Source organism: Advenella sp. RU8 (assembly GCF_048381675.1).
Lineage (GTDB): Bacteria > Pseudomonadota > Gammaproteobacteria > Burkholderiales > Burkholderiaceae_B > Advenella.
Genome location: NZ_JBLWIS010000002.1, coordinates 247,724 through 271,342, shown reverse-complemented (window position 1 = coordinate 271,342; position 23,619 = coordinate 247,724). Strand labels below are relative to the sequence as shown.

General features: G+C 48.0%; 22 protein-coding genes and 1 tRNA gene. 12 read left to right on the top strand and 11 right to left on the bottom strand.

Annotated elements, in window-relative coordinates; translation table 11 throughout:
• The first annotated feature begins 175 nt into the window (after positions 1 to 175).
• The 3 genes from ACM5Q9_RS03820 (at position 176) to ACM5Q9_RS03810 (ending at position 3,291) form a co-directional block, all read left to right on the top strand.
• Entirely contained in the window at positions 176 to 1,219 is a 1,044-nt protein-coding gene (locus tag ACM5Q9_RS03820; protein ID WP_418143400.1) for a cupin domain-containing protein, read from the top strand.
• 30 nt (positions 1,220 to 1,249) lie between these two features.
• Positions 1,250 to 2,458: a 3-hydroxybenzoate 6-monooxygenase gene (locus ACM5Q9_RS03815; RefSeq protein ID WP_418143399.1), complete on the top strand. Its 1,209-nt coding sequence runs from the start codon at positions 1,250 to 1,252 to the stop codon at positions 2,456 to 2,458.
• 128 nt (positions 2,459 to 2,586) lie between these two features.
• A complete protein-coding gene (locus ACM5Q9_RS03810) occupies positions 2,587 to 3,291 on the top strand; it encodes a fumarylacetoacetate hydrolase family protein (protein WP_418143398.1) in 705 nt (234 codons plus the stop codon).
• A gap of 88 nt (positions 3,292 to 3,379) precedes the next feature.
• Here ACM5Q9_RS03810 and yegQ read toward each other — a convergent pair whose 3' ends face one another.
• The gene (gene yegQ / locus ACM5Q9_RS03805) at positions 3,380 to 4,741 is read right to left on the bottom strand and encodes a tRNA 5-hydroxyuridine modification protein YegQ (RefSeq protein ID WP_418143397.1); all 1,362 of its coding nucleotides are present in this window, start codon (positions 4,739 to 4,741) and stop codon (positions 3,380 to 3,382) included.
• Between the two features lie 522 nt (positions 4,742 to 5,263).
• Between yegQ and ACM5Q9_RS03800 the strand changes: the two genes are divergently transcribed.
• On the top strand, positions 5,264 to 5,506 hold the full coding sequence (locus ACM5Q9_RS03800; RefSeq protein ID WP_418143396.1) for a DUF2789 domain-containing protein: 243 nt from the start codon (positions 5,264 to 5,266) through the stop codon (positions 5,504 to 5,506).
• 152 nt (positions 5,507 to 5,658) lie between these two features.
• On the opposite strand, the gene ACM5Q9_RS03795 is transcribed toward ACM5Q9_RS03800, so the two are convergent.
• The gene (locus tag ACM5Q9_RS03795; protein WP_418143395.1) at positions 5,659 to 5,865 is read right to left on the bottom strand and encodes a dodecin; all 207 of its coding nucleotides are present in this window, start codon (positions 5,863 to 5,865) and stop codon (positions 5,659 to 5,661) included.
• 252 nt (positions 5,866 to 6,117) lie between these two features.
• On the opposite strand from ACM5Q9_RS03795, the gene ACM5Q9_RS03790 reads away from it, so the two are divergent.
• The 7 genes from ACM5Q9_RS03790 to ACM5Q9_RS03760 all read left to right on the top strand — a co-directional run bounded on the left by ACM5Q9_RS03790 (position 6,118) and on the right by ACM5Q9_RS03760 (position 12,890).
• Positions 6,118 to 6,318, top strand: coding sequence for a hypothetical protein (locus tag ACM5Q9_RS03790; protein WP_418143394.1), 201 nt, complete (start codon positions 6,118 to 6,120; stop codon positions 6,316 to 6,318).
• 182 nt (positions 6,319 to 6,500) lie between these two features.
• Positions 6,501 to 6,585 (top strand) — tRNA-Leu (locus ACM5Q9_RS03785).
• A gap of 192 nt (positions 6,586 to 6,777) precedes the next feature.
• Positions 6,778 to 7,971, top strand: coding sequence for a succinyldiaminopimelate transaminase (gene dapC / locus ACM5Q9_RS03780; protein WP_418143393.1), 1,194 nt, complete (start codon positions 6,778 to 6,780; stop codon positions 7,969 to 7,971).
• A gap of 76 nt (positions 7,972 to 8,047) precedes the next feature.
• The gene (gene dapD / locus ACM5Q9_RS03775; protein ID WP_418143392.1) at positions 8,048 to 8,869 is read left to right on the top strand and encodes a 2,3,4,5-tetrahydropyridine-2,6-dicarboxylate N-succinyltransferase; all 822 of its coding nucleotides are present in this window, start codon (positions 8,048 to 8,050) and stop codon (positions 8,867 to 8,869) included.
• 5 nt (positions 8,870 to 8,874) lie between these two features.
• On the top strand, positions 8,875 to 10,005 hold the full coding sequence (gene dapE / locus ACM5Q9_RS03770; RefSeq protein WP_418143391.1) for a succinyl-diaminopimelate desuccinylase: 1,131 nt from the start codon (positions 8,875 to 8,877) through the stop codon (positions 10,003 to 10,005).
• A gap of 27 nt (positions 10,006 to 10,032) precedes the next feature.
• The gene (prmB, locus tag ACM5Q9_RS03765) at positions 10,033 to 10,932 is read left to right on the top strand and encodes a 50S ribosomal protein L3 N(5)-glutamine methyltransferase (protein WP_418143390.1); all 900 of its coding nucleotides are present in this window, start codon (positions 10,033 to 10,035) and stop codon (positions 10,930 to 10,932) included.
• Positions 10,933 to 10,958: 26 nt separating this feature from the next.
• Entirely contained in the window at positions 10,959 to 12,890 is a 1,932-nt protein-coding gene (locus tag ACM5Q9_RS03760) for an ATP-binding cassette domain-containing protein (RefSeq protein WP_418143389.1), read from the top strand.
• Positions 12,891 to 12,922: 32 nt separating this feature from the next.
• On the opposite strand, the gene ACM5Q9_RS03755 is transcribed toward ACM5Q9_RS03760, so the two are convergent.
• The 9 genes from ACM5Q9_RS03755 to leuC all read right to left on the bottom strand — a co-directional run bounded on the left by ACM5Q9_RS03755 (position 12,923) and on the right by leuC (position 21,727).
• Positions 12,923 to 13,564, bottom strand: a complete 642-nt coding sequence (locus ACM5Q9_RS03755) for a phosphoribosylanthranilate isomerase (protein WP_418143388.1) — start codon at positions 13,562 to 13,564, stop codon at positions 12,923 to 12,925.
• A 164-nt stretch (positions 13,565 to 13,728) separates the two neighbouring features.
• Positions 13,729 to 15,420, bottom strand: a complete 1,692-nt coding sequence (locus tag ACM5Q9_RS03750) for a TRAP transporter large permease (protein ID WP_418143387.1) — start codon at positions 15,418 to 15,420, stop codon at positions 13,729 to 13,731.
• 2 nt (positions 15,421 to 15,422) lie between these two features.
• On the bottom strand, positions 15,423 to 16,031 hold the full coding sequence (locus tag ACM5Q9_RS03745) for a TRAP transporter small permease subunit (RefSeq protein ID WP_418143386.1): 609 nt from the start codon (positions 16,029 to 16,031) through the stop codon (positions 15,423 to 15,425).
• Positions 16,032 to 16,273: 242 nt separating this feature from the next.
• On the bottom strand, positions 16,274 to 17,104 hold the full coding sequence (gene truA, locus ACM5Q9_RS03740) for a tRNA pseudouridine(38-40) synthase TruA (RefSeq protein ID WP_418143385.1): 831 nt from the start codon (positions 17,102 to 17,104) through the stop codon (positions 16,274 to 16,276).
• Between the two features lie 8 nt (positions 17,105 to 17,112).
• On the bottom strand, positions 17,113 to 17,313 hold the full coding sequence (locus tag ACM5Q9_RS03735) for a hypothetical protein (RefSeq protein WP_418143384.1): 201 nt from the start codon (positions 17,311 to 17,313) through the stop codon (positions 17,113 to 17,115).
• 2 nt (positions 17,314 to 17,315) lie between these two features.
• Entirely contained in the window at positions 17,316 to 18,446 is a 1,131-nt protein-coding gene (gene asd / locus ACM5Q9_RS03730; protein WP_418143383.1) for an aspartate-semialdehyde dehydrogenase, read from the bottom strand.
• Between the two features lie 126 nt (positions 18,447 to 18,572).
• The gene (gene leuB, locus ACM5Q9_RS03725) at positions 18,573 to 19,649 is read right to left on the bottom strand and encodes a 3-isopropylmalate dehydrogenase (protein WP_418143382.1); all 1,077 of its coding nucleotides are present in this window, start codon (positions 19,647 to 19,649) and stop codon (positions 18,573 to 18,575) included.
• Positions 19,650 to 19,661: 12 nt separating this feature from the next.
• Positions 19,662 to 20,318, bottom strand: a complete 657-nt coding sequence (gene leuD / locus ACM5Q9_RS03720; protein ID WP_418143381.1) for a 3-isopropylmalate dehydratase small subunit — start codon at positions 20,316 to 20,318, stop codon at positions 19,662 to 19,664.
• 5 nt (positions 20,319 to 20,323) lie between these two features.
• Positions 20,324 to 21,727, bottom strand: a complete 1,404-nt coding sequence (gene leuC / locus ACM5Q9_RS03715; protein WP_418143380.1) for a 3-isopropylmalate dehydratase large subunit — start codon at positions 21,725 to 21,727, stop codon at positions 20,324 to 20,326.
• A 393-nt stretch (positions 21,728 to 22,120) separates the two neighbouring features.
• Between leuC and ACM5Q9_RS03710 the strand changes: the two genes are divergently transcribed.
• The gene (locus ACM5Q9_RS03710; protein WP_418143634.1) at positions 22,121 to 23,404 is read left to right on the top strand and encodes an aspartate aminotransferase family protein; all 1,284 of its coding nucleotides are present in this window, start codon (positions 22,121 to 22,123) and stop codon (positions 23,402 to 23,404) included.
• Positions 23,405 to 23,619: the final 215 nt, after the last annotated feature.

Sequence of the window (23,619 nt, the reverse complement as noted above, 5' to 3'; positions counted from 1 at the left end):
TCTACTTTCGATTACAACGGTTATCAATCATAACACTATTAAATTTTCGAATAGAGATTATTTATATTATTGTATAGATCAAATAGCCTAGGCTTGTTAAATTAAAAACCAATCGATTTCATTAACAATAATCAAAAAAACAAAAAAATTCATCACTATTTACTAGGAAACTATCGTGGATCAATTAGCCAAACTTGAAGACCTGCCACAAGAATACCGGGACAATCTGGAAAAACTGAATCTGGTACCGCTATGGCCAAGCCTGCGTGATGTTCTGCCGCCAGAAATTCCACAGCCCAAAACCAGGCCGGTTTTCTGGTCCTATGAAGCGTTGCGTCCCTTGTTGCTGCAAGCCGGTGAATTAACCCCCATTGAAAAAGCCGAGCGCCGTGTATTAGTGCTGGCCAACCCGGGCCATGGCCTGGAAAACATGCGTGCCAGTTCTGTCATGTACCTGGGCATGCAACTTTTGCTGCCTGGTGAATGGGCTCCTTCACACCGCCACACCCCCAATGCCGTTCGCATGATTGTTGAAGGCAATGATGCCTACACGACTGTTGATGGCCAAAAATGCCCAATGGAGCGAGGTGACCTGATCCTGACACCAACCGGCATGTGGCACGAACACACCCATGAAGGGAGCGAGCCTGTAGTATGGCTAGATGTGCTTGATCTGCCGCTGGTCTATTTCATGGAGGCTTCATACGTACAACCCGGAGCGCACCAGAACATCAAAGGAAGCTCGGACGAAACCGATTACGGTCCAGGCATTGTACCCAGCCCGGTTTTTGAACGCCGCAATTCACACTACCCGATGTTACGCTATGCATGGAAAGATGCACGCAAGGCACTGGAAAACATGGCACGGAACCAGCCAGAGGCAAAATCCATCCAGATAACGTACGTTAACCCTGAAAATGGTGAAGATTGCCAGAAAATCATTGGTTATTCTGCATTGATGCTGCGCCCGAACGAAACCCTGACACTGCCTTTACGCTCAAGTGCCATGGTATTTCATGTTATTGAGGGTCATGCAGAAGTGCAAACCACTGGTCACAACTTTGACATGAAGCAATCCGATACCAGTTGCGTTCCCTGTTTTGCGCCCGTTACTTTCGTGAACAAAAATGGTGAACAGCCAAGCTTCATTTTCATTGCCGATGAATCTCCGGTACAGAAAAAACTGGGCCTGTATTCAGAAAGGCCAAACCAAAAATAATTTTAAATAATTTTAATTCAAGGAAACAACATGGAACCATTACCTATTCTGATCTCTGGTGGCGGCATTGGAGGATTTGCCGCTGCGCTGGCGTTGGTACGCCAGGGATTCAAGGTAAAACTATTTGAGCAGGCTCCCGAAATTGGCGAAATCGGGGCTGGCATCCAGTTAGGCCCCAACGCCTTTCATGCCTTTGATGCACTGGGCATTGGCGACAAGGCCCGTGCTCGTGCCGTCTACACCGACTACATGGTCATGCATGACGCGCTTAATGAGTATGTCGTTGGCAAAATACCCACCGATGAAAATTTCCGCAAGCGTTTTGGCAATCCCTATGCCGTTATTCACCGTGCTGATATCCATGCATCCCTTGTAGAAGGTGCACAGGAAACCGGTGAAGTTGAAATCCATACCAATACTCGCATTGAAGGGATTGAACAGGATGGCAAAACCGTTACGGTTACCGATAGCAATGGTACTAAGTACACCGGCCAGGCCCTGATTGCTGCTGATGGTGTCAAATCAGTAGTTCGTGAAAAGTATGTAGGTGATCCTGCGCTTGTTACCGGTCATGTGGTTTACCGTGCGGTGGTTGAAAAGGAAGACTTCCCCGAAGATTTGCGTTGGAACGCGGCAAGTCTATGGGCTGCACCAAAAGGTCATCTGGTACATTACCCCCTGCGTGGTGGAGAACAGTACAACGTAGTAGTGACTTTCCACAGCCGTGAACAGGAAGTCTGGGGTGTTAAAGACGGTAGCAAAGAAGAAGTATTAAGTTACTTCCCCGATATCTGCCCAAAAGCTAAACAATTGCTTTCTTTACCCAAGTCATGGAAACGCTGGTCTACGGCAGACCGCGAACCCATCAGCAACTGGACCCATGGGCGGGCAACCCTGTTAGGTGATGCCGCCCATCCAACCACGCAATACATGGCACAAGGTGCCTGCATGGCGATGGAAGATGCCGTTACGCTGGGTGAAGCCCTACGGACATGCGACAATGACATTGAAAAGGCATTTGATTTATACCAGCGTGCCCGCGTTGCGAGAACAGCCCGTATTGTTCTGTCTTCACGAGAAATGGGTCGCCTTTATCATGCAGAAGGTGTACAACGCATGATTCGCAATGACCTGTGGCGAGGCCGCTCTACCGAACGTTTCTATGATGCCATGGAGTGGCTGTATGGCTGGAATGTCTCCAACTGCCTGGATGCAGCAAAAAATTACGCTGCCTCCTGACCACCACCATTTTCAGTAATGGAAAAATACAGGGTAAGCCTTACTCTAAAGGCTTACCCTGTAATCCTGTAAACTCTATCTCTTAAAAAACCTTAAAAACCCTGACATTAACTAGGAAGGAACTTAATATGTCTTACGTATTTGAGCCGATGAAAACAGTTGGCATCCCTGTTACCGGATCAGAAGATCTTTTTCCCGTACGCCGTATTTACTGCGTAGGACGCAACTATGCGGCCCACGCCCGTGAAATGGGCTTTGATCCTGATCGTGAGCCACCATTTTTCTTCTGCAAACCTAACGATGCCGAATCCATCGTTCCGGTGGCAGAGGGTAAAACCACCGAAATCCCCTATCCCGTCCAAACCGGCAACTACCACCATGAAATCGAACTGGTTGTTGCAATTGGCAAAGGCGGCAAGAACATTTCTGTTGAAGATGCCGCCAAACACATCTTTGGATATGCAGTTGGCCTGGACATGACACGCCGTGACCTGCAAATGAAAATGCGTGAAGCTGGCCGCCCATGGGAAATTGGCAAGGCCTTTGATTATTCCGCCCCTGTTGGCGAAATTACACCCATTGCCCAAACTGGCGAACTCAACAGCGGTGAAATCCACCTGACCGTCAATGGCAAAACCACCCAGAAAAGCAATATCACACACCTGATCTGGTCGGTAGCAGAAACCATCGCCAATCTGTCTACTCTTTTTGAACTGAAAGAAGGCGACCTGATCATGACAGGCACACCGGAAGGCGTAGGCGCTGTTGTTGCCGGCGACACCATGGTTGCCAGCATTGAAGGCCTTAAAACAATCACTGTTGCCGTTAAGTAACAGGTCTTTAATGGCACGGGCATTGCTTCCCGTGCCACGCTTGAAAAAAAATCCCGATACAAACCTGCATCGGGATCAATCTTGAAGGCTAGCCGGCAGGATTAATAATGCGCGCCAATAAGGCCTTTTCCTTGCCTTGCATATTGGGGATCTGCACAAAAATACCATTACCAGGTGCAACGTCAACCGCTACACCGTTATTGCGCATGCTTTCAAGGCGAATCAACTGATTACCGTCTGGATGAATAACTTCAAGGGTGTCACCCACCGAGAATTTGTTCTTTACATCAATGGTTGCCCAGCCATTTTCATCCACTTCTGTCACCAGGCCAGCATACTGGCTTTGCTTGGAAATAGAATAACCATGCAGGTAATTCTGGTAATCCTGGGTTTGGTGCAACTCCAGGAATCCAGGTGTATAACCCCTGTTAGCCAAACCATCAAGATCAGCCAGCAATTCAGGATTGAAGGGACGGCCAGCCACGGCATCATCAATGGCTTTGCGATAAGTTTGCGCCACGCGCGCAACATAATAAATAGATTTAGTCCGGCCTTCCACCTTCAGGGAATCAACGCCAATTTTTACCAGCTTTTCTATCTGTTCAAGCGCACGTAAATCCTTCGAGTTCATGATATAGGTACCGTGCTCATCTTCCATGATGGGCATCATCTGGCCTGGACGATTAGCCTCTTCAATCAGGTAAACCTTATCAGCCAGCGGATGGCGCTCGGCACCACCACAAGAAGCAAAACTGGCGTCTGCCTCTTCTTTGGACTGCTGGAAATTAAAACCGGATAAAAGTTGCGCGTCACCGGTGTCACTTTCACCTGCCTCGTGAACTTTATAGTCCCAGCGGCAGGCATTGGTACAGGTACCTTGGTTGGGATCACGGTGATTGAAGTAGCCTGACAGCAGGCAACGGCCTGAATAAGCAATACACAAGGCGCCATGCACAAACACTTCCAGCTCCATATCGGGGCATTCCTGGCGTATTTCAGCAATCTCGTCAAGGGACAATTCACGCGATAGAATGATGCGTTCAACCCCTACTTTCTGCCAGAATTGCACACCCCAGTAGTTAGTGGTATTTGCCTGTACGGATAAATGAATGACGGCATCAGGCCAGCGTTCCTTGACCTTCATGATCAGACCGGGATCTGCCATGATAATCGCATCCGGATTCATTTCCATGATGGGCACCATATCATCCAGATAGGTTTTCAGTTTGGAGTTATGCGGCAGGATGTTACTGGCTACATAGAATTTTTTGCCACGGGCATGCGCTTCATCAATCGCTTCCTGCATTTTGGCAATGCGGACAAATTCGTTATTACGAGCCCGCAGTGAATAACGGGGCTGGCCGGCATAAACGGCATCGGCACCAAAATCAAAAGCAGCGCGCATACGCTCAAGACCACCGGCTGGCAGTAATAATTCGGGAGATTTCATGATTTTTAACAATTGTATTTGTGTATTTGCCATGTGTGAGGACAGGACCTCATTGCACATGCGCCAGATTGTTGGCAACTAAGGGAAACGCCAATATTTTAGGCTAAACGGTTTTATTAACAGAGAATTAATAAATATAATCCGCTATTTTATTTGACCTGTCACTAAAATCCAATAAATTCAAGACAAACAAGAAATTTTTTATTGAGCTCTTGATATATATGGCAGTAAATGAAAATTAACGTCTGCCGTTCACAACACTTGCTTGATATTTACAATGATCCACAAAGCATTGATTTACAAGTATATTGATACATTTAATGTATAACAGATAATTCTCTTGGGACTTATCCCTGACAACCAACGGGATTGATGTCACTTCAGCCAAACATGCCCCTGCACTTATCGCCACCAACCCGCCGCTTTCCGGCGACGCTCAATAATAAATAATAAAGGCTATTGTCAAAACCCAATAATGGTATTAAAAAGGAGATGGGACCACAAACTTCACAGGGGATCAACATGGATAAGTCATATCATCGTTTTTCGGAGCTTTTTGCCCAACTTGGCTTGCCTTCCGATGAAGCAGGCATACGTAACTTTCTGATACAGCACTCTCCGTTGCCGCCTGATGTCCTTCTGGAAGATGCCCCATTCTGGAGCGAATCACAATCAGCCTTGCTTAAAGAAGAAAAGATTGACGATGCCGACTGGGCAGAAGTCATTGATCAGCTTAATAATGCGCTAAGAAAAAAAACCAACTGACCACTGCCAGCCATGACGCAGATAACTTACCTGCAAGTTGGCCTTCACTGAATGAAAAAACTGAGCCAGGCATCACACCGGACTCAGTTTTTTTCCAACTTGTTCAATTATGCTGGAACCATTACCTTCTTATACGGCCAGGCCAATTGTTGTTACTCTAGCGTAAATCCCACTTTAATGGATACCTGCCAATGGGCCACCTTTCCTTCCACCACATGGCCACGTGTTTCTGTTACGGTAAACCATTGAATATTCCTGATGGTTTCATGGGCTTTTGCAAGTGCATTACTAATTGCATCTTCAATCGATGTTTTTGATGATCCGGTTAATTCAATTTGTTTATATACATGCTCACTCATTGCATATCTCCTCAGGTTATGAATAGCTAAAGATATGGTATGCTGTTGCGCTTATTTATTCAATGAAAAATCTTGTTTTAAATTTGATAACGCAAATCAATTTTTGAAAAGATTTGATATTTATTAACATGCTTTTTTGATGGTAAAAAGGCATGATAGACTCAAGTGACCGTAGCGCCAATAAATACCTGCAAAGCATTGTTACTTGTTACAAAACCAATAAAACTTATCTAAACCGGAAACTAATCACTTATGAGGCCTGATATCAATAACCAGGAAATGGATGAAGCAACTAAGATACAAAAACAAGAAGCACCACTAGAACCAAACGTAGAAGAATGGGCCAAAAACAACCTGAGCTGGCTAAGTCAAACTGAATACCAAAGATATATAAACTTGCTTGAAAAAGAAGCCAATGTTATTGATACCGAAAAAATGTTTGACGATAACTGATAGCCAATCAGGAACATTTAAGCAAACCCCATGGACCCGGTGCAAACCGGGACTCATCAAATAAAAGCCATTACGTTGACTCCCAACAACAAAAATTTTAATAATTACACAAATTTTTGATATTAACGCCAATTTCTCTTGCAACAAATAAGATATATGAGGTATATTACTTCTTCTTTGATGCGAGCGTGGCGGAATTGGTAGACGCACTGGATTTAGGTTCCAGCGCCGAAAGGTGTGAGAGTTCGAGTCTCTCCGCTCGCACCAAAAACAACAATAAATACCCATCTAAATCAGTATATTCATTACTGAATCTCTCCCATATGCTTCCGGTTTTTGATTGCCTATTATTGAGGTCATATTCATTTTTTCCATCAAAACCCAAGCAAATCCAGTGAAAAAATGATTTGTCCTGCATAATAAAAAAAATCTTGCAACCAAAACGGACATTTCAATCAGATGAATGCCAGATTAGATTTACTACAACCCTACCCCTTTACAAAACTTAGGGCACTGCTTGCCAATGCAGTCATCACTTCACATCATCCTCACATTAACCTGTCTATCGGCGAACCTAAACATGCCACACCCAGGTTAATAGAAGAAGCCATTAAAAACAATCTCTCAGGCCTGTCATCATATCCACCCACAAAGGGCGACACTGCTTTACGAGAGGCTATTGCAAACTGGATTGCCCGCCGTTATGACATCCCGCCACCCGATGCCGAAACTCAAATCTTACCTTGCACCGGTTCGCGTGAAGCCCTTTTTTCATTTGTTCAGGCAACCATCAAGGGCGGCCCAAACAGTCTGGTCATTTGCCCCAATCCTTTTTATCAGATATATGAAGGGGCAACCCTGCTGGCCGGTTCTACCCCTTACTTCCTGAATGCCGACCCATCAAAAAATTTCGGCAGCAACTGGTCCAGCATTACGGCCGATGTCTGGGAAAATACTGAACTGGTCTTTGTTTGCTCTCCTGGCAACCCCGCTGGCAATGTAATGCCCCTTGAAGAGTGGAAAACCCTGTTTGAATTATCCGATCGGCATGGCTTTGTCATTGCCTCAGACGAATGCTATTCTGAAATTTATTTTTCAGATAATGAAAAACCAATTGGCGGCTTGCAGGCAGCGCAATTACTTGGGCGCCCCAACTACCATAACCTGGTATGTTTTTCCAGCTTATCAAAACGCTCCAATGTACCCGGCATGCGCTCCGGTTTTGTCGCCGGCGATGCCCGCCTGCTTGAAAAATTCCTGCTTTACAGAACCTATCACGGCAGCGCAATGAGCCCGGTTTTCAGTGCGGCCAGCATTGCAGCCTGGAATGATGAGGAACATGTAAAAGCAAATCGCGCGCTCTATAAAGCAAAATTTGAAGCTGTTTATCCCATTCTGGCTGAGGTGCTTGACGTAAAAATGCCAGATGCTTCTTTTTACCTTTGGGCTAGCACACCAATGGCCGATGACGAATTCACGTTGCGCTTATATGAACAGGAACATGTCACTGTTTTACCCGGCAGCTACCTGGCCCGGGATGCCCATGGCACCAACCCTGGCAGAAACCGTATTCGCATTGCCCTGGTTGCCCCGCTTGAACAATGCGTCGAGGGAGCACAAAGAATTGCCCGCTTTATAAAAAACAACTGCTAACCCCTACCCTACGGGTATGAACATCAATTTATTCAACAAAACCTTCCAATCTAACCCCCCCACCGGGAAAAACATCATGAACTGCGCATTGCAAAACACAATTGAACAAGCATGGGAAAACCGTAATGAACTGTCATCTTCACATGTCAGCCCAGAAACCAGAGATGCTATCGAAACTGCCATATCAGGCCTAGATAGCGGCACTCTTCGCGTGGCAGAAAAAAAAGAAGGCAACTGGGTCGTCAACCAGTGGCTGAAGAAGGCTGTTTTATTGTCTTTCCGTATTCAAGACAATGCAGTCATGAACCATGCTCCGATGCAGTTTTATGACAAGGTTCCACTTAAGTTTCAAGATAATACCGCGCAGGACTTTGCAAATGGCGGTTTTCGGGTAGTTCCTCCGGCCATTGCCAGACGCGGGGCTTTTATTGGTAAAGATGTTGTGCTCATGCCCTCCTATGTTAATATCGGCGCCTATGTCGATGAGGGCACCATGGTGGATACCTGGGCAACCGTTGGCTCATGCGCCCAGATTGGCAAGAATGTTCATCTTAGCGGCGGTGTTGGCATAGGTGGCGTACTTGAGCCCCTGCAGGCCAACCCTACCATTATTGAAGACAATTGCTTTATTGGAGCCCGCTCTGAAGTAGTGGAAGGTGTCATTATTGAAGAAAACTCCGTTTTGGCCATGGGCGTGTTTATCTCCCAAAGCACCAAAATTTACAACCGCGAAACAGGCGAAATCACGTACGGTCGCGTACCATCAGGTTCAGTAGTGGTCCCCGGTTCCCTGCCAGCTGCCGACGGTTCCCATAGCCTCGCCTGCGCGGTGATCGTCAAACGGGTTGATGCCAAAACACGCTCCAAAACCAGCATCAACGACCTATTAAGAGCCTGAGCAATATGAATACAAACGTGCTTGCCCTGACCAAAGACCTTATCAGCCGTGCTTCGGTAACACCACAAGACCTGAACTGCCAGGATCTGATTGCCTCCCATTTGGCCCCACTAGGGTTTAAGGCAGAAAAAATGCGCTTTGAAGAGGTGGACAATCTATGGCTTCGACGCGGCACGACCTCTCCCGTCCTGGTATTTGCCGGACATACCGATGTCGTACCGACTGGTCCGCTTGAAAAATGGGACACCGATCCTTTCACACCCACTGAAAAAAATGGCATCTTATACGGACGTGGCGCGGCTGACATGAAAAGCTCGATAGCGGCATTTGTGGTTGCTGCTAAAGAATTTGTCTTGGCCCATCCTGACCATAAAGGCTCCATCGCGCTGCTCATCACCTCTGACGAAGAAGGCCCATCCATCAATGGTACCGTCAAGGTTTGCGATGCGCTGAAAGCACGCCATGAAACCCTGGACTATTGCATTGTTGGCGAACCCACCTCAGGAAGCCAGCTTGGTGATGTAGTCAAAAATGGGCGACGAGGCTCACTCAACGGGAAGCTGATTATCAAGGGAAAACAGGGCCATGTTGCGTATCCTCACCTGGCCCGCAACCCGATTCACCTGTGTGCAGCCGCCATTGATGAATTAGTCCGCACTGAATGGGACCAAGGCAATGAGTACTTCCCCCCCACCACCTTCCAGATTTCCAATTTTCACGCCGGCACCGGGGCCAGCAATGTGGTGCCCGGCGAGGCCAGCATCTTGTTCAATTTCCGTTTTTCAACTGCCAGCACTGCCGAGAGCCTGAAAAACCGGGTTCATACAATCTTAACAAGGCATGGGTTAGAATATAGCCTAGACTGGACGCTTAGCGGTGAACCCTTTCTGACGCCCCGGGCAGAATTATGCAATGCAATTGCCACGGCCATTCTGGACGAAACCGGCATAAATACCGAGCTTTCCACGACCGGTGGTACCTCGGATGGCCGCTTCATTGCCAAAATCTGCCCTCAAGTGATTGAATTCGGCCCCATCAATGCCAGTATTCATCAAGTAAATGAACATATCGAAATCGATACGCTAGAGCCCCTGAAAAATATTTATCGTCGTACACTAGAACACCTCCTGCTTTAATCATTTTTTTGCATTTAACTGCCTGCCATGACAAAAACCTATAATGAACTCAAAACAGTCCGGGACATGATCCGCTTTGCGGTCTCCCAATTCAACCAAGCCAAGCTGTCTTTTGGCCATGGCTCCGACAGCGCTTGGGATGAGGCAGTTTACCTTGTCTTGCATACCCTGGACCTGCCTCTTGATACGCTAGACCCGTTTCTGGATGCACGCCTCCTCGAGGAAGAAAAAAAACGCTGCCTCAAACTGATTGACCAGCGCGTCAAGAAACGAATTCCCCTGGCCTATTTAATTGGCGAGGCATGGCTGCAAGGACACAAATTCATTACCGATAAACGCGTGATCGTCCCCCGCTCACCGATTTCAGAATTGCTTTCAGAGCAACTGAATCCCTGGGTGGTGGATCCTGAAAACACTGCGGACATTCTGGATATGTGCACCGGATCGGGTTGCCTGGCCATTTTGGCGGCACTGGCCTTTCCAAATGCAACCGTTGATGCCGTTGATATTTCCGATTACGCTATCCGGCTTGCAAACGTGAACGTTGCCATGTATGGTCTTGAGCATCAAGTTAATGTGATCCAAAGCGACTTGTTTGAGTCGCTGGGCAATAAACAATATGACTTTATCATTTGCAACCCTCCATATGTAAACAGCACCTCCATGAAAGCCTTGCCGGTTGAATACCAAAACGAGCCGGCGCTGGCCCTTGATGGCGGAGAAGATGGCATGGCGCTTATCCGTCGTATCCTGAAGCTATCCCCCAGTCATCTTAAAGACGATGGTTTTATTGTGCTGGAAATTGGCAATGAATACGAAAACTTCATTAATGCCTTCCCCACACTGGATCCGGTTTTTCTTGAAACGGAAACCACCTCACACTGCATTCTGCTGTTGAACCGAACCCAGTTGCTTACCCTGGAATAAGTAACTTCTTTTTATCTGGATTTATTTTGATTCGTTCTACCGGCCTCACACTAAGACGAGGCACAAAAGTATTATTGGATAACGCCGAATTTGTCATACATCCCGGAGAACGGGTTGGTATCGTCGGCAAAAACGGTGCCGGAAAATCCACGCTATTTTCCCTGCTGCAGGGTGAGCTGGACCAGGATGCCGGCTCGCTAAGCATGCCAGAAACCTGGCGTATAGCTAGTGTCCGGCAAGAGGTCGTCTCAAGCAACCAGCCCGCCAGGGAATTCGTCATTGACGGCGATACCCATCTGCGTGCCCTGCAGGCTGCGCGTGCGCAAGTTGATGAGAATGACGGCACACGGATTGCCGAACTGGAGTCGGCCCTGATAGAAGCCGACGCCTGGAGCGCAGCTTCACGCGCCGAACAATTGCTGGCCGGACTGGGCTTTAAGCCAGACCAATGGATGAACCCGGTTAACAGCTTTTCAGGGGGCTGGCAAATGCGACTGGCACTGGCTCGTGCCCTAATGGCCCCTTCCGAATTACTGCTGCTAGACGAGCCCACCAACCACCTTGACCTGGATGCCATGCTCTGGCTTGAAAAATGGCTTGCGGCTTATCAAGGCACGGTTATCCTGATCTCCCACGATACCGAGTTTCTGGATGCCGTCGCCAAAGTTATCCTGCATTTCGATCAGTGCAAGCTAGTTCGATATAAAGGTGGCTATGAAGATTTCCTGACGCAACGCGCAGAACGCCTGAAGCAGGCACAAATTGCGATTGACCGCCAGGCACGGGAAAGCGCACGCCTGCAAGGTTTTATTGACCGTTTCAAAGCCAAGGCAAGCAAGGCCAAACAAGCCCAAAGCCGCGTCAAGGCACTTGCCCGCATGGAAAAACTGGCACCACTGCAAATGGAGTCAGGCATCAGCATTCATATTCCGTCTCCGGCTAATATGCCCGATCCCCTGCTGGTGCTGGATAAGGTGTCTACCGGCTATACCAATGAACAGGGAGAATCAAAAACCATTCTTTCCGGTGTTGAACTGATGGTTCGGGGTGGTGCCCGCATTGGTGTTCTAGGTGTTAACGGAGCAGGTAAAAGTACCCTGATCAAAACGATTGCCGGAGAACTGCCCCCACTCGCCGGTCAATTCAAGCCTTCCAAAGGAATGGAAATCGGCTATTTTGCCCAACAACAATTGGACATGCTAGATCTGGATGCCACGCCCTTGCAGCATCTTGCCCGAATCGCACCTGACGTCCGTGAACAAGAACTGCGTAACTATCTGGGTGGCTTCGGTTTTGGCGGTGATAGTGTCAACGCCAAGGTGGCCCCGTTTTCCGGTGGCGAAAAAGCCCGATTGGCCCTGTCATTAATTGTGTGGCAAAAACCCAATCTGCTACTGCTTGACGAACCCAGCAACCACCTGGATGTTGAGACCCGTGAGGCCTTGGCAGCAGCACTGGCGGAATTCAACGGCAGCATGCTGATGGTTTCCCATGACCGCCATCTTTTGCGAACCACCGTAGACAGCTTCTGGATTGTAGCCGATGGCAAAGTACAAGAGTTTGACGGTGACCTTGAAGATTACCGTGAATGGCTGAACCAGCGCAACCAGGCGCAGCGTAGCGAAGCACGTCAGGAAGCGGTGGAAAACAGTGGCAAGGAAAGCATCGATCGCAAGGCGCAAAAACGCTTTGAGGCCGAAGAACGCCAGCGTCTTTCAGGCTTACGCAAGCCGCTTGAGTCAAAACTGAAAAAGCTTGAGGCGGAACTGGATAAAAGCCAAAAACGCCTCAAAGAAATTGACCTGCTGATTGCTGATGAAACGTTTTATTCCGATGAACGCCGTGACGAACGCGTCAAGATCCTGAGCGAACACGGCGAATTAAGCAAAAAAACCAATGAACTTGAAGAAGAATGGCTGATGCTTCAAGAAGAAATTGAAGCCCTGACCATGGCCTAGCCTCTTGCACGCCTGAGTCTGCCTTTGCTGACTCAGGCGTTTGCGACTTGCTGCATGAATGCCCTGGTTTTTTCTGCCGACTTTACGCCTGGCGAAGACTCAACCCCGCTACTCAAATCAATCGCATAAGGTTTGGTATTTCTTATCAACTCCTGCACGTTACCGGCATTCAATCCACCCGCAATAATCATCTTTTGATGGGGCAAAATTTCACGCACCCTATCCAACAAGCCCAAGTCAAAGGTTAGTCCCGAGCCTCCGTAGCCCGCACTATAAGCATCAAATAAAAAACCGCTGGCATTAGGATATTTTTGCACTTCATGGGCAACATCTTCACCCGAAAGCAAGGCGCCGCCTCCCACCCTGAGCGCCCTGATATACGGAAACTGAAATTGCTCACAAAACTCCGCGCTTTCATCACCATGAAATTGCAGCAAAGATGGATTGGCCTCTTTGATGATTTGTGCTATTTCTTGCTGGCTTGCATTAACCACCAGCACCACCGCGGAAATGAAAGCAGGTATCTCACGGCGCAATTGGGCCGCTTGCGATATGCTAACCGCACGCTTGCTACCGGCATAGGCAACCAGGCCAATGGCGTCGGCACCTGCATCGGCGACCATATGAATATCCTCTTTACTGCGCAAGCCGCAAATCTTTACTCTTGTTCTCATGAATTTTCCAAAATAAAACCCTGCCACTTTATTCGTGACAGGGTTTTATAGTAACCAAGCTATCTTGATTTTAAAAGACGTTAAGCAGATTTAATATTAAATCGTTGCTGCCGGTGTCAGCGGAGTGACTCGAACAGTCACAACACTGACACAAAGGCTTTTATTTATTTAAAAGAATCGGCCGGATCAGAGAAACCGTCTCCGCCAAATGGATTGGGTGTACCGTAAGGATCTGAACCATATGAGCCGGAACCGGTATCAATAATAATGGTGTTGGGATCAACACCCGTACCCTGATCCTTGTAATGCATCACAATACCAGGCCAGTACATGACCAAGGCCACCATCGTCAACTGGATAATGATAAAGGCAATTGAACCCTTATAAATATCACCGGTGGATACTTTGGGAATAAGCTTGCCGGTAACCTTGTCTATATAGTCATCCTTGGCGGCCACAGAACGCAGGTAAAACAAGGCAAAGCCAAATGGCGGGTGAATAAACGAGGTTTGCATATTCACGGCCAGCAAGACACCAAACCAGATCAAATCAATACCCATGCTTTCAGCCACTGGCCCAAGCAATGGCACCACAATGAAGGCCAATTCAAAGAAATCCAGGAAAAAGGCCAGGAAGAAAACGGCAATACTGACAACAATCAGGAAGCCAAACTGACCACCTGGCAAAGACTCAAACAGGTTATGAACCCATACCTGCCCGCCAAACCCGGTAAAGGTAAGTGTAAAGATGGTTGAACCCACCAGGATGAACACAACAAAACTGGTGATTTTGGTTGTGGTTTCCATGGCCTGTTTCAGAAGGTTCAGGCTTAACCTGCCGCGTGACATGGCTAACAAAATGGAACCCACCGCACCCATTGCACCACCTTCTGTTGGTGTGGCAACACCAATAAAGATCGTACCCAGCACCAGGAAAATCAGGAACATGGGAGGAACCATCACAAAGATCACCCGCTCGGCAATACGTGACAGCAGGCCCAAACGCAGAAATTTATTGCCCAGGGCAATAATAAAAGCGATGACCCCCCATAACAACAGGGAAACCACTACTTTTTCATCTACCGGTGCACTTTCACTAACCAGGATGCTGTCCAGATAATAAGCGGCAGCAGCGGCAATGAGTGTGACCACCAACAAGGATTTAAGTCCACGACTACCATTAGGCTCATTGTAGACCCGAGCCTCTTCTGGCAAAGCAGGCGCGGAAGATGGCTTGATAATTGAGGAAATAATGATGTATGCAATATATGCGCCCGTTAGCAAGAAACCCGGCACAATAGCGCCACGGTACATATCGCCAATAGAGCGACCCAGTTGGTCTGCCAGAACAATCAGCACCAGGGAAGGTGGGATGATCTGCGACAGGGTTCCTGATGCAGCAATCACCCCTGTTGCCAGCTTACGGTCATAGCCGTAACGCAACATGATCGGCAAGGAGATAAGCCCCATTGAAATAACCGAAGCAGAAACCACACCGGTTGTGGCAGCCAGCATGGCCCCCACAAGCACAACAGCAATCGCCAGGCCACCACGAATTGGGCCAAACAACTGGCCTATGGTTTCCAGCAGGTCTTCGGCCATGCCCGATCGCTCAAGCACAAGCCCCATTAAGGTGAAAAACGGTACCGCCAGCAGAGAGTCATTTTGCACAATACCAAAAATACGCTCAGGTAAGGCTTGAAGGAATGCAAAAGTAAATTCCCCCATGAAGATGCCCAACAGGCAATACAGAATGCCGTTAGCGGCCAACGAAAACGCCACCGGGAACCCTAATAGCAGGAAGCCGATCAGGGTCAGGAACATGATGGGTGGCATGTTGTTAATGATGAATTCCATGCTTATTTAACTCCTGCCTGCTGTTCACGTCTGGCGGCTTCACGGGCAATTTCTTCAGCCAGCAATTCTTCAGATGATTTTGTCGCTTGTCGTGCAAGCGGATTCGGGCCCTTGCCGGTAAGGAAGGCCAGGCATTTGATGATATGTGAAATCCCGGCCAATCCCAGCAGCAAAAAACCCGCCGGAATCAAGAGTTTTATCGGCCAACGCACTAGACCTCCGGTATTGGAAGACTGCTCAAGCGTGTCATAAGACAACATGAAAAATGGCCACGATAAGTAGATAATCAAACCACAGACCGGAAGCAAGAATAAAATCACACAAATCAGGTCAATCAGGACCTGTTTACGTTCGGACATGCGCTGTGAAAGAATATCAACACGAACGTGTTCATTTTTCAGGAAGGTATAGCCGGCAGCCAATAAAAAGATGGCGCCAAACAAATACCACTGGATTTCAAGCCAGGCATTGGAACTGATGTGAAAAACCTTTCGGAAAACAGCATTTCCAGAGCTGATGACAACCACAACAAGCGTTAACCAGGTCACAAACTTGCCTGTAAATGTATTCAGCGAGTCTATTAACCGTGAAATGGAAAGTAAAAAACCCATGAGATTCTCAATCGTAAAATATAAACCAATTGATATTCAGGCATGGGCATCTCGCAATTAAGGGATGTCCGCTGAATATAAAATTTTTATCTGAATGATCCGGATCTATTCGAAGATGCAAGATAATAACTGATCAACCACATCTTGTGAGCTAATATTAACCCTTTAGGCAATTTTAGTTTGACAAAACAAAAATCGCTAAAGAATTATCTGTGCAAATTTACGTCATTTTATAAATTGACTCAGAATTGAAGCAGCGAATTTAAGGGCTGGTTAATATCGAACTGGCTAAACAGATTCAGGCCATATTCTTCAGGATAATCAACCTGGGCCAAATAAAGGCCATCAGACATAAAAGTGGGTGCCGCAAATTTGCGGTTTTTTTCTTGCAGCAACGATTCGACCCAGTCGCTTGGAAAACGTCCTTTGCCTACATATACCAATGAACCGATAATATTGCGCACCATATGATGCAAAAAAGCATTGGCTTTTAAAGTAAACACAATAAAAGCACCCTGCTTTTCAATTTTGAGCAATTCCATCGTTCTGACCGGACTGGCCGCCTGACACTGGGAGGAGCGAAAACTGCTGAAATCATGGGTACCCACCAGGTATTCGGCTGCCGCACACATGGCGTCAAGATTTAACGGATGGAAATCCCAGCCAGCCCTGCCCACCCAGTGTGGTGACATGATGCGTTCATTCCTGAGCACATACACATAAGTTCTGGAGCGAGCGGAAAAGCGCGCATTAAAATCTGGCGCAACCTCTTTGGCCCAACGTATCGAAATACTATCGGGCAACAAGGCATTAAGTCCCCTGACCCAGGACTCATTACGTCGTTCAGCCAAGGTATCAATGTGAACAACCTGAGTAAGTGCGTGCACCCCGGTATCAGTGCGTCCTGCGCAAATGGTAGGCGTTACCTGGGTTGTAAACTGCCGCAATGCCGACTCAAGACGGTCCTGAACCGTTTGGCCATTGGGTTGGGTTTGCCAGCCATAATAGGGTGTGCCGTTATAGGCAACACCCAAGGCTATTCTTTTTAATGGCACTTCAGCTTGGAGATCCATACACGGGTTTACTTGCTCTCTGGGGAATCAAGATCAAGATTGATTTTTTCCAATTTTGCCTTTAATTCCTCATCAGACATCATGCGAGGCTGTTGCGCGGCCTTTTTTTTAAGGACGGCAATCGCCACCGCAGGAACGATTAGCATGACAAGACAAACCGCAATAATCAACACAGCCGTTTCATTGGCAAGCCAGGCAGGCAAACTCATGCTTACAGCTCACCAATGGCAATACGCAGCATGCGGCGCAAAGGTTCGGCAGCCCCCCATAGCAGCTGGTCGCCCACGGTAAAGGCACTGAGGTACTCAGGGCCCATGGACATCTTGCGCAGCCTGCCGACAGGAATATCAAGTGTGCCGGTTGTTGCTACCGGTGTTAAAGATGCCATGGAGGCTTCTTTAGTGTTGGGAATTACCTTGGCCCACTGCGTACCCTGCTTGAGGATATCGGTAATTTCATCCAGAGGCACGTCACGCTTGAGCTTGATGGTTAATGCCTGGCTGTGGCAACGCATGGCACCAATACGCACACACAGGCCATCGATACGGACCGGGTCGCTGCCAAAAGACTCGCCACGGCCAAGAATCTTGTTGGTCTCGGCTTCGGCCTTCCATTCTTCGCGGGATTGCCCGTTTTCCAGGTCTTTGTCAATCCAGGGGATGAGGTTACCGGCCAAAGGCACGCCAAAGTTTTCATGAGGTAATGCGTCATCTTTCTGGGCAGCCAGCAATTGACGGTCAATTTCCAGGATGGCAGAGGCAGGATCATCCAGCAGGGGCTTGACGGATGCATTCAGCAAGCCGAACTGCGTAATGAGTTCGCGCATGTGCTTGGCACCACCACCAGAAGCAGCCTGGTAAGTCATGCTGGTCATCCATTCGATAAGGTCTTGCTGGAACAAACCGGACAGGCCCATTAGCATACAACTAACGGTACAGTTGCCACCAATAAAGTTTTTAACGCCTTTGCCAAGCGCGGCATCAATTACGCCACGATTAACCGGGTCAAGCACAATAATAGCGTCGTCTTTCATGCGCAATGTGCTGGCCGCATCAATCCAGATGCCGTCCCAGCCTGCTGCACGCAACTTTGGAAATACTTCTGTCGTATAGTCTCCGCCTTGTGCCGTTAAAATAATAGGCAACTTCTTCAGTGCCTCTATATCGTAGGCGTTTTGCAAAGGACCGGCACCTTCCGCCCAAGCGGGAGCAGCACCACCAGCATTACTGGTTGAGAAAAAGACGGGATTGATAAGCTTGAAATCTCCTTCATCACGCATACGCTGCATAAGAACAGAGCCAACCATCCCGCGCCAACCGACTAAACCGACAGATTGTGTCATTTTTAACTCACAAAATTACAAATTACAAAAAATTCAGACAACAAAAGGGACAATGTCACGCAAGCAAACCATCTCTTGCGCAACAAGCCCCTCTTTACTGTTTAGTGCTTATATGACAACACTATATCAGCTTAATGCTTTCAATACAGCATCACCCATTTGAGAAGTTGAAACTTTTTCCGTTCCTTCTTCATAAATGTCGGCTGTACGCAACCCTTGTGCCAACACCTGACGAACGGCGTCTTCAATTTTATCTGCCGCTGCGGTTTCATTTAATGAATAACGCAACATCATGGCAGCAGACAAAATGGTCGCTAGCGGATTGGCGATGTTCTTGCCGGCAATATCCGGAGCCGAACCGTGACTGGGTTCATAGAGGCCCTGGTTGGAAGCATTCAGGGAAGCTGACGGCAACATGCCGATAGAACCGGTCAACATGGCTGCTTCATCAGATAAAATGTCGCCAAACAGGTTACCCGTCACGATAACATCAAACTCTTTAGGCGCACGAACCAATTGCATGGCGGCGTTGTCGACATACATATGAGACAGGGCCACATCAGGATACTGTTTAGAAACATCAATCATGATGTCACGCCAGAATTGGGAAGTTTCCAGAACGTTGGCTTTGTCGACGCTACACAGTTTGCCATTGCGCTTGCGGGCTGCCTCAAAGGCAATTTTGGCAATCCGGCGAACTTCGGTTTCGGCATAACGCATGGTATCAAAACCTTCCTGCTCACCCTTGAAAGCCCCGTCTTCTGCCGTACGGACCCCACGTGGCGTGCCAAAGTAAATATCTCCGGTCAGTTCACGAACAATCAGGATATCCAGGCCAGAGACCACTTCAGGCTTAAGGGAAGAGGCATTGGCCAGTTGCGGATAAAGAATGGCGGGACGCAGGTTTGCAAACAGGCCCATGTTTTTGCGCAAGCCAAGAATGGCCTGTTCGGGACGGTGTTCACGAGGCAAACTATCGTATTTCCAGTCGCCCACGGCACCAAACAGGATGGCGTTTGAGTTTTTGGCCAGTTCCAGTGTTGATGATGGCAAAGGATGCCCCAATTGGTCATAAGCCGCACCACCAACCGGCGCCTCTTCAAGCGCAAGGTCCAGCTTGAGTGCTGTTAAAACACGCACTGCCTGATCGACAATTTCTTTTCCGATGCCATCACCTGGCAATACTGCAATTTTATAAGTCATGTAAGTATCCTGTTATTTAACCAAGCCAGCATTGCCTTCAAGCCAAGGATGACGGGCCAGCCGCTCTGCTTCAAATGCCTTGATTTTGTCTGCTTTTTGCAGGGTAAGGCTAATATCATCGAAACCGTTTAGCAGACAGTATTTACGGAACTCGTCAATCTGGAATGACATTTCACGACCATCAGGTGAAATCACGACCTGACGTTCCAGATCAATGCGCAGCTTATAACCGGCAAAGCCCTTGACCTCATCAAACAAGCGGGACACTTCCAGCTCGGACAGTACAATCGGCAACAAGCCATTCTTGAAACTGTTATTGAAGAAAATATCAGCAAAAGACGGGGCAATAATTGCCTTGAAACCGTATTGGGTCAGCGCCCAGGGTGCATGTTCACGGCTTGATCCGCAACCAAAATTTTTGCGGGCGAGCAAAACTGAGGCACCCTGATAGCGAGGCTGATTCAAGACAAAATCAGGATTCAACGGACGCTTGCTGTTGTCCATGCCTGGCTCACCATGATCCAGGTAGCGCAATTCATCAAACAGGTTAGGGCCAAAACCGGTTCGTTTAATGGATTTCAGAAACTGCTTGGGAATAATCAGGTCTGTATCCACATTTTCGCGGTCCAGAGGGGCTACCAGGCCTTCATGTGTTGTAAAAGCTTCCATTTCAATTATCCTAATTTTCTGACATCAACAAAATGACCGGCAATTGCGGCAGCTGCGGCCATGGCAGGGCTAACCAGATGGGTACGGCCACCCTGGCCCTGACGGCCTTCAAAGTTGCGGTTAGAGGTTGAGGCACAACGCTCTCCGGGCTCAAGGCGGTCTGCATTCATGGCCAGGCACATGGAACAACCAGGCTCACGCCATTCGAAACCCGCCTCGATAAAAATTTTATCCAGGCCTTCCTGCTCGGCCTGTTTCTTGACCAGGCCTGAACCCGGCACTACCATTGCCTGGATAACATTGGACGCGACATGTTTGCCACGGGCGACCTTGGCAGCGGCACGCAAGTCTTCAATGCGAGAATTGGTACAGGAACCAATAAACACACGGTCGATGCGAATATCCTGGATGGGCGTATTGGGCTTTAAACCCATATACGACAAGGCACGTTCCATACCACTGCGACGCACATCATCTTTTTCTTTGTCGGGATCAGGAATGCGGTCCTCGATAGAAAGCACCATTTCAGGTGAGGTACCCCAGCTTACCTGTGGCTTGATATCTTTGGCATTGATTTCCACAACCGTGTCGAACTTTGCGCCCTCATCGGAATGCAAGGTTTTCCAGTACTTGACCGCTTCATCCCACAAAATACCGGTAGGAGAATAAGGACGGCCACGGAAATACTCGATGGTTTTCTCATCGACTGCCACCATCCCTGAACGGGCACCTGCCTCGATGGCCATATTACAGACAGTCATGCGGCCTTCTACCGACAAGGCACGGATGGTGCTGCCGGCAAACTCAATGGCATGGCCAGTACCACCAGCAGTACCAATCACACCAATAATATGCAAGACCACGTCTTTGGCGGTACAACCGAAAGGCAACTCACCCTCTACCTTGATGAGCATGTTTTTGTTTTTTTTCATCAGCAGCGTCTGGGTCGCCAGCACGTGCTCAACTTCAGAAGTACCAATACCAAAAGCCAATGCGCCCATTGCGCCATGGGTACTGGTATGCGAGTCACCACAAACTACCGTCATGCCAGGTAAGGTTGCGCCCTGTTCAGGACCAATAACGTGCACGATACCTTGGCGCATGTCATTCATGCGGAACTCGGTAATGCCAAAGCTTTCACAGTTTTTGTCAAGGGTATCAACCTGCAGCCTGGAGACCGGGTCTGCAATGCCTTCTGTCCGGTCTTTGGTAGGTACGTTGTGATCCGCCACCGCCAGGTTAGCGCTTAAACGCCATGGCTTGCGCCCGGCCAGGCTCAGGCCCTCAAATGCCTGGGGGCTGGTTACTTCATGCAACAATTGACGGTCTATATACAATAAACAGGTACCGTCTTCTCCCTGGTCTACAACATGGGCATCCCAGAGTTTATCGTAAAGTGTTTGCGCCATTTTTTTCTCCGCACAACTAAATGAATAGTTTTGTTGGGTTGACAAAAGCCTTTTTTGCCAACGATGCAATAATTATCGCTGATTGCCATTGCTTAACAAGCCAATTATTTATACTAGTATTGGTACTACTATAAAAAACATTAAAAATTGATAAAACAAACGGGTACAGACCATTTTCAATCGCTATCTTCGGTATCAAACTGTTGTAAAACAATCATATAGGCAATTTTTCTAGGATAAACCCGCCTATTTTTTCATATCAACAACATGTAATAATGCGTAAATTAGTTGCAGATAATAAAAAATATTTCGTATCAGACAAAACCACCTTAAAAAATCCTGTCCTTTCCGGAGTTAGCTATGAGCCAGACACCCGATCTCTCCCATTTCTGGATGCCATTTACCGCCAATAAAAATTTCAAGGCGGCCCCGCGCCTGTTAAAGGCCGCCAAAGGGATGTATTACACCTCGACTGATGATCGACAGATACTGGATGGTTGCGCAGGATTGTGGTGTGTAAATGCCGGCCATGGCCACGAAGAAATAACGCAGGCGATGATTGAACAAATAAACGTACTGGATTACGCCCCCGGCTTCCAGATGGGGCATCCGATTGCGTTTGAAGCTGCCCAATCCGTAGCCGAATTCATGCCTGACGGAATGAACAAAATATTCTTTTCCAACTCGGGATCAGAGGCCGTAGACAGCGCCTTGAAAATCGCCCTGGCTTACCATCGTGCCAACGGAGAACCCACCCGCTCACGCCTGATTGGTCGTGAACGGGGTTACCACGGTGTTGGTTTTGGCGGTATTTCTGTGGGTGGCATCAGCCCCAATCGCAAAACGTTTTCTAATAGCCTGTTACCCCAGGTAGACCACTTGCCACACACCCACCACCCTGAACACAATGCTTATAGCAAGGGACAGCCCGCCTGGGGAGCACACCTTGCCGATGAACTTGAAAACATTATCGCCCTGCATGATGCCTCCACCATTGCCGCGGTTATCGTAGAACCGATTGCCGGTTCGACCGGTGTCCTGATACCCCCTAAGGGCTATCTGGAACGCCTACGGGAGATTACCCGCAAACACGGTATTTTACTTATTTTCGATGAAGTCATTACCGGATTCGGACGCCTGGGAACGGCGACTGCCAGTGAGTATTTTGGCGTGACACCAGATCTTATCACGCTGGCCAAAGGCTTGAGCAATGCCGCCGTACCGGCTGGTGCTGTAGCGGTCAAAGATGCCATTTACGATACGGTCGTTAATGGCTCTGGCGGCGGCATTGAGCTGTTCCATGGCTACACCTACTCTGGCCATCCATTGGCAGCGGCTGCCATCAAAGCAACACTGGAAGTCTATAAAAAAGATCGTATATTTGAAAATGCCAAGCTAATGAGCGAGGTATTTGAACAGGCTGCACATGCCTTAAAAGGCTTCCCCCATGTTTCGGACATCCGAAACCTTGGCCTGGTGGCGGGTATAGAACTTACACCCAGAACCGGTGCACCTGGCACACGTGCCGCAGAAGTATTCCAGAAATGCTACGAACAAGGTGTCCTGTTACGTTACACCGGGGATATCATTGCCGTTTCTCCCCCGCTTATCATTAACGAGGCACAAATCCGGCAAATATTCGATGTCATTGGTAAGGTCCTGAAGCAGGTTGCATGAAAAATTAAAACAATTTCAAACAAAAGCAAAATTTTTACAGTGCCAGCCAGACATATGTCTGGCTGTTTTTTTTCTTATACAGTAAAGTATTACCCGTTGACGCAAACAAGCTAATAATACATGGCGCTATGCTGGAAAACCCTTGATGGCTTTTATTAACGATACGCCCTTATAATGGTTGCGTTTTCAACTATAATTTCAAACTCTTTTTTAAA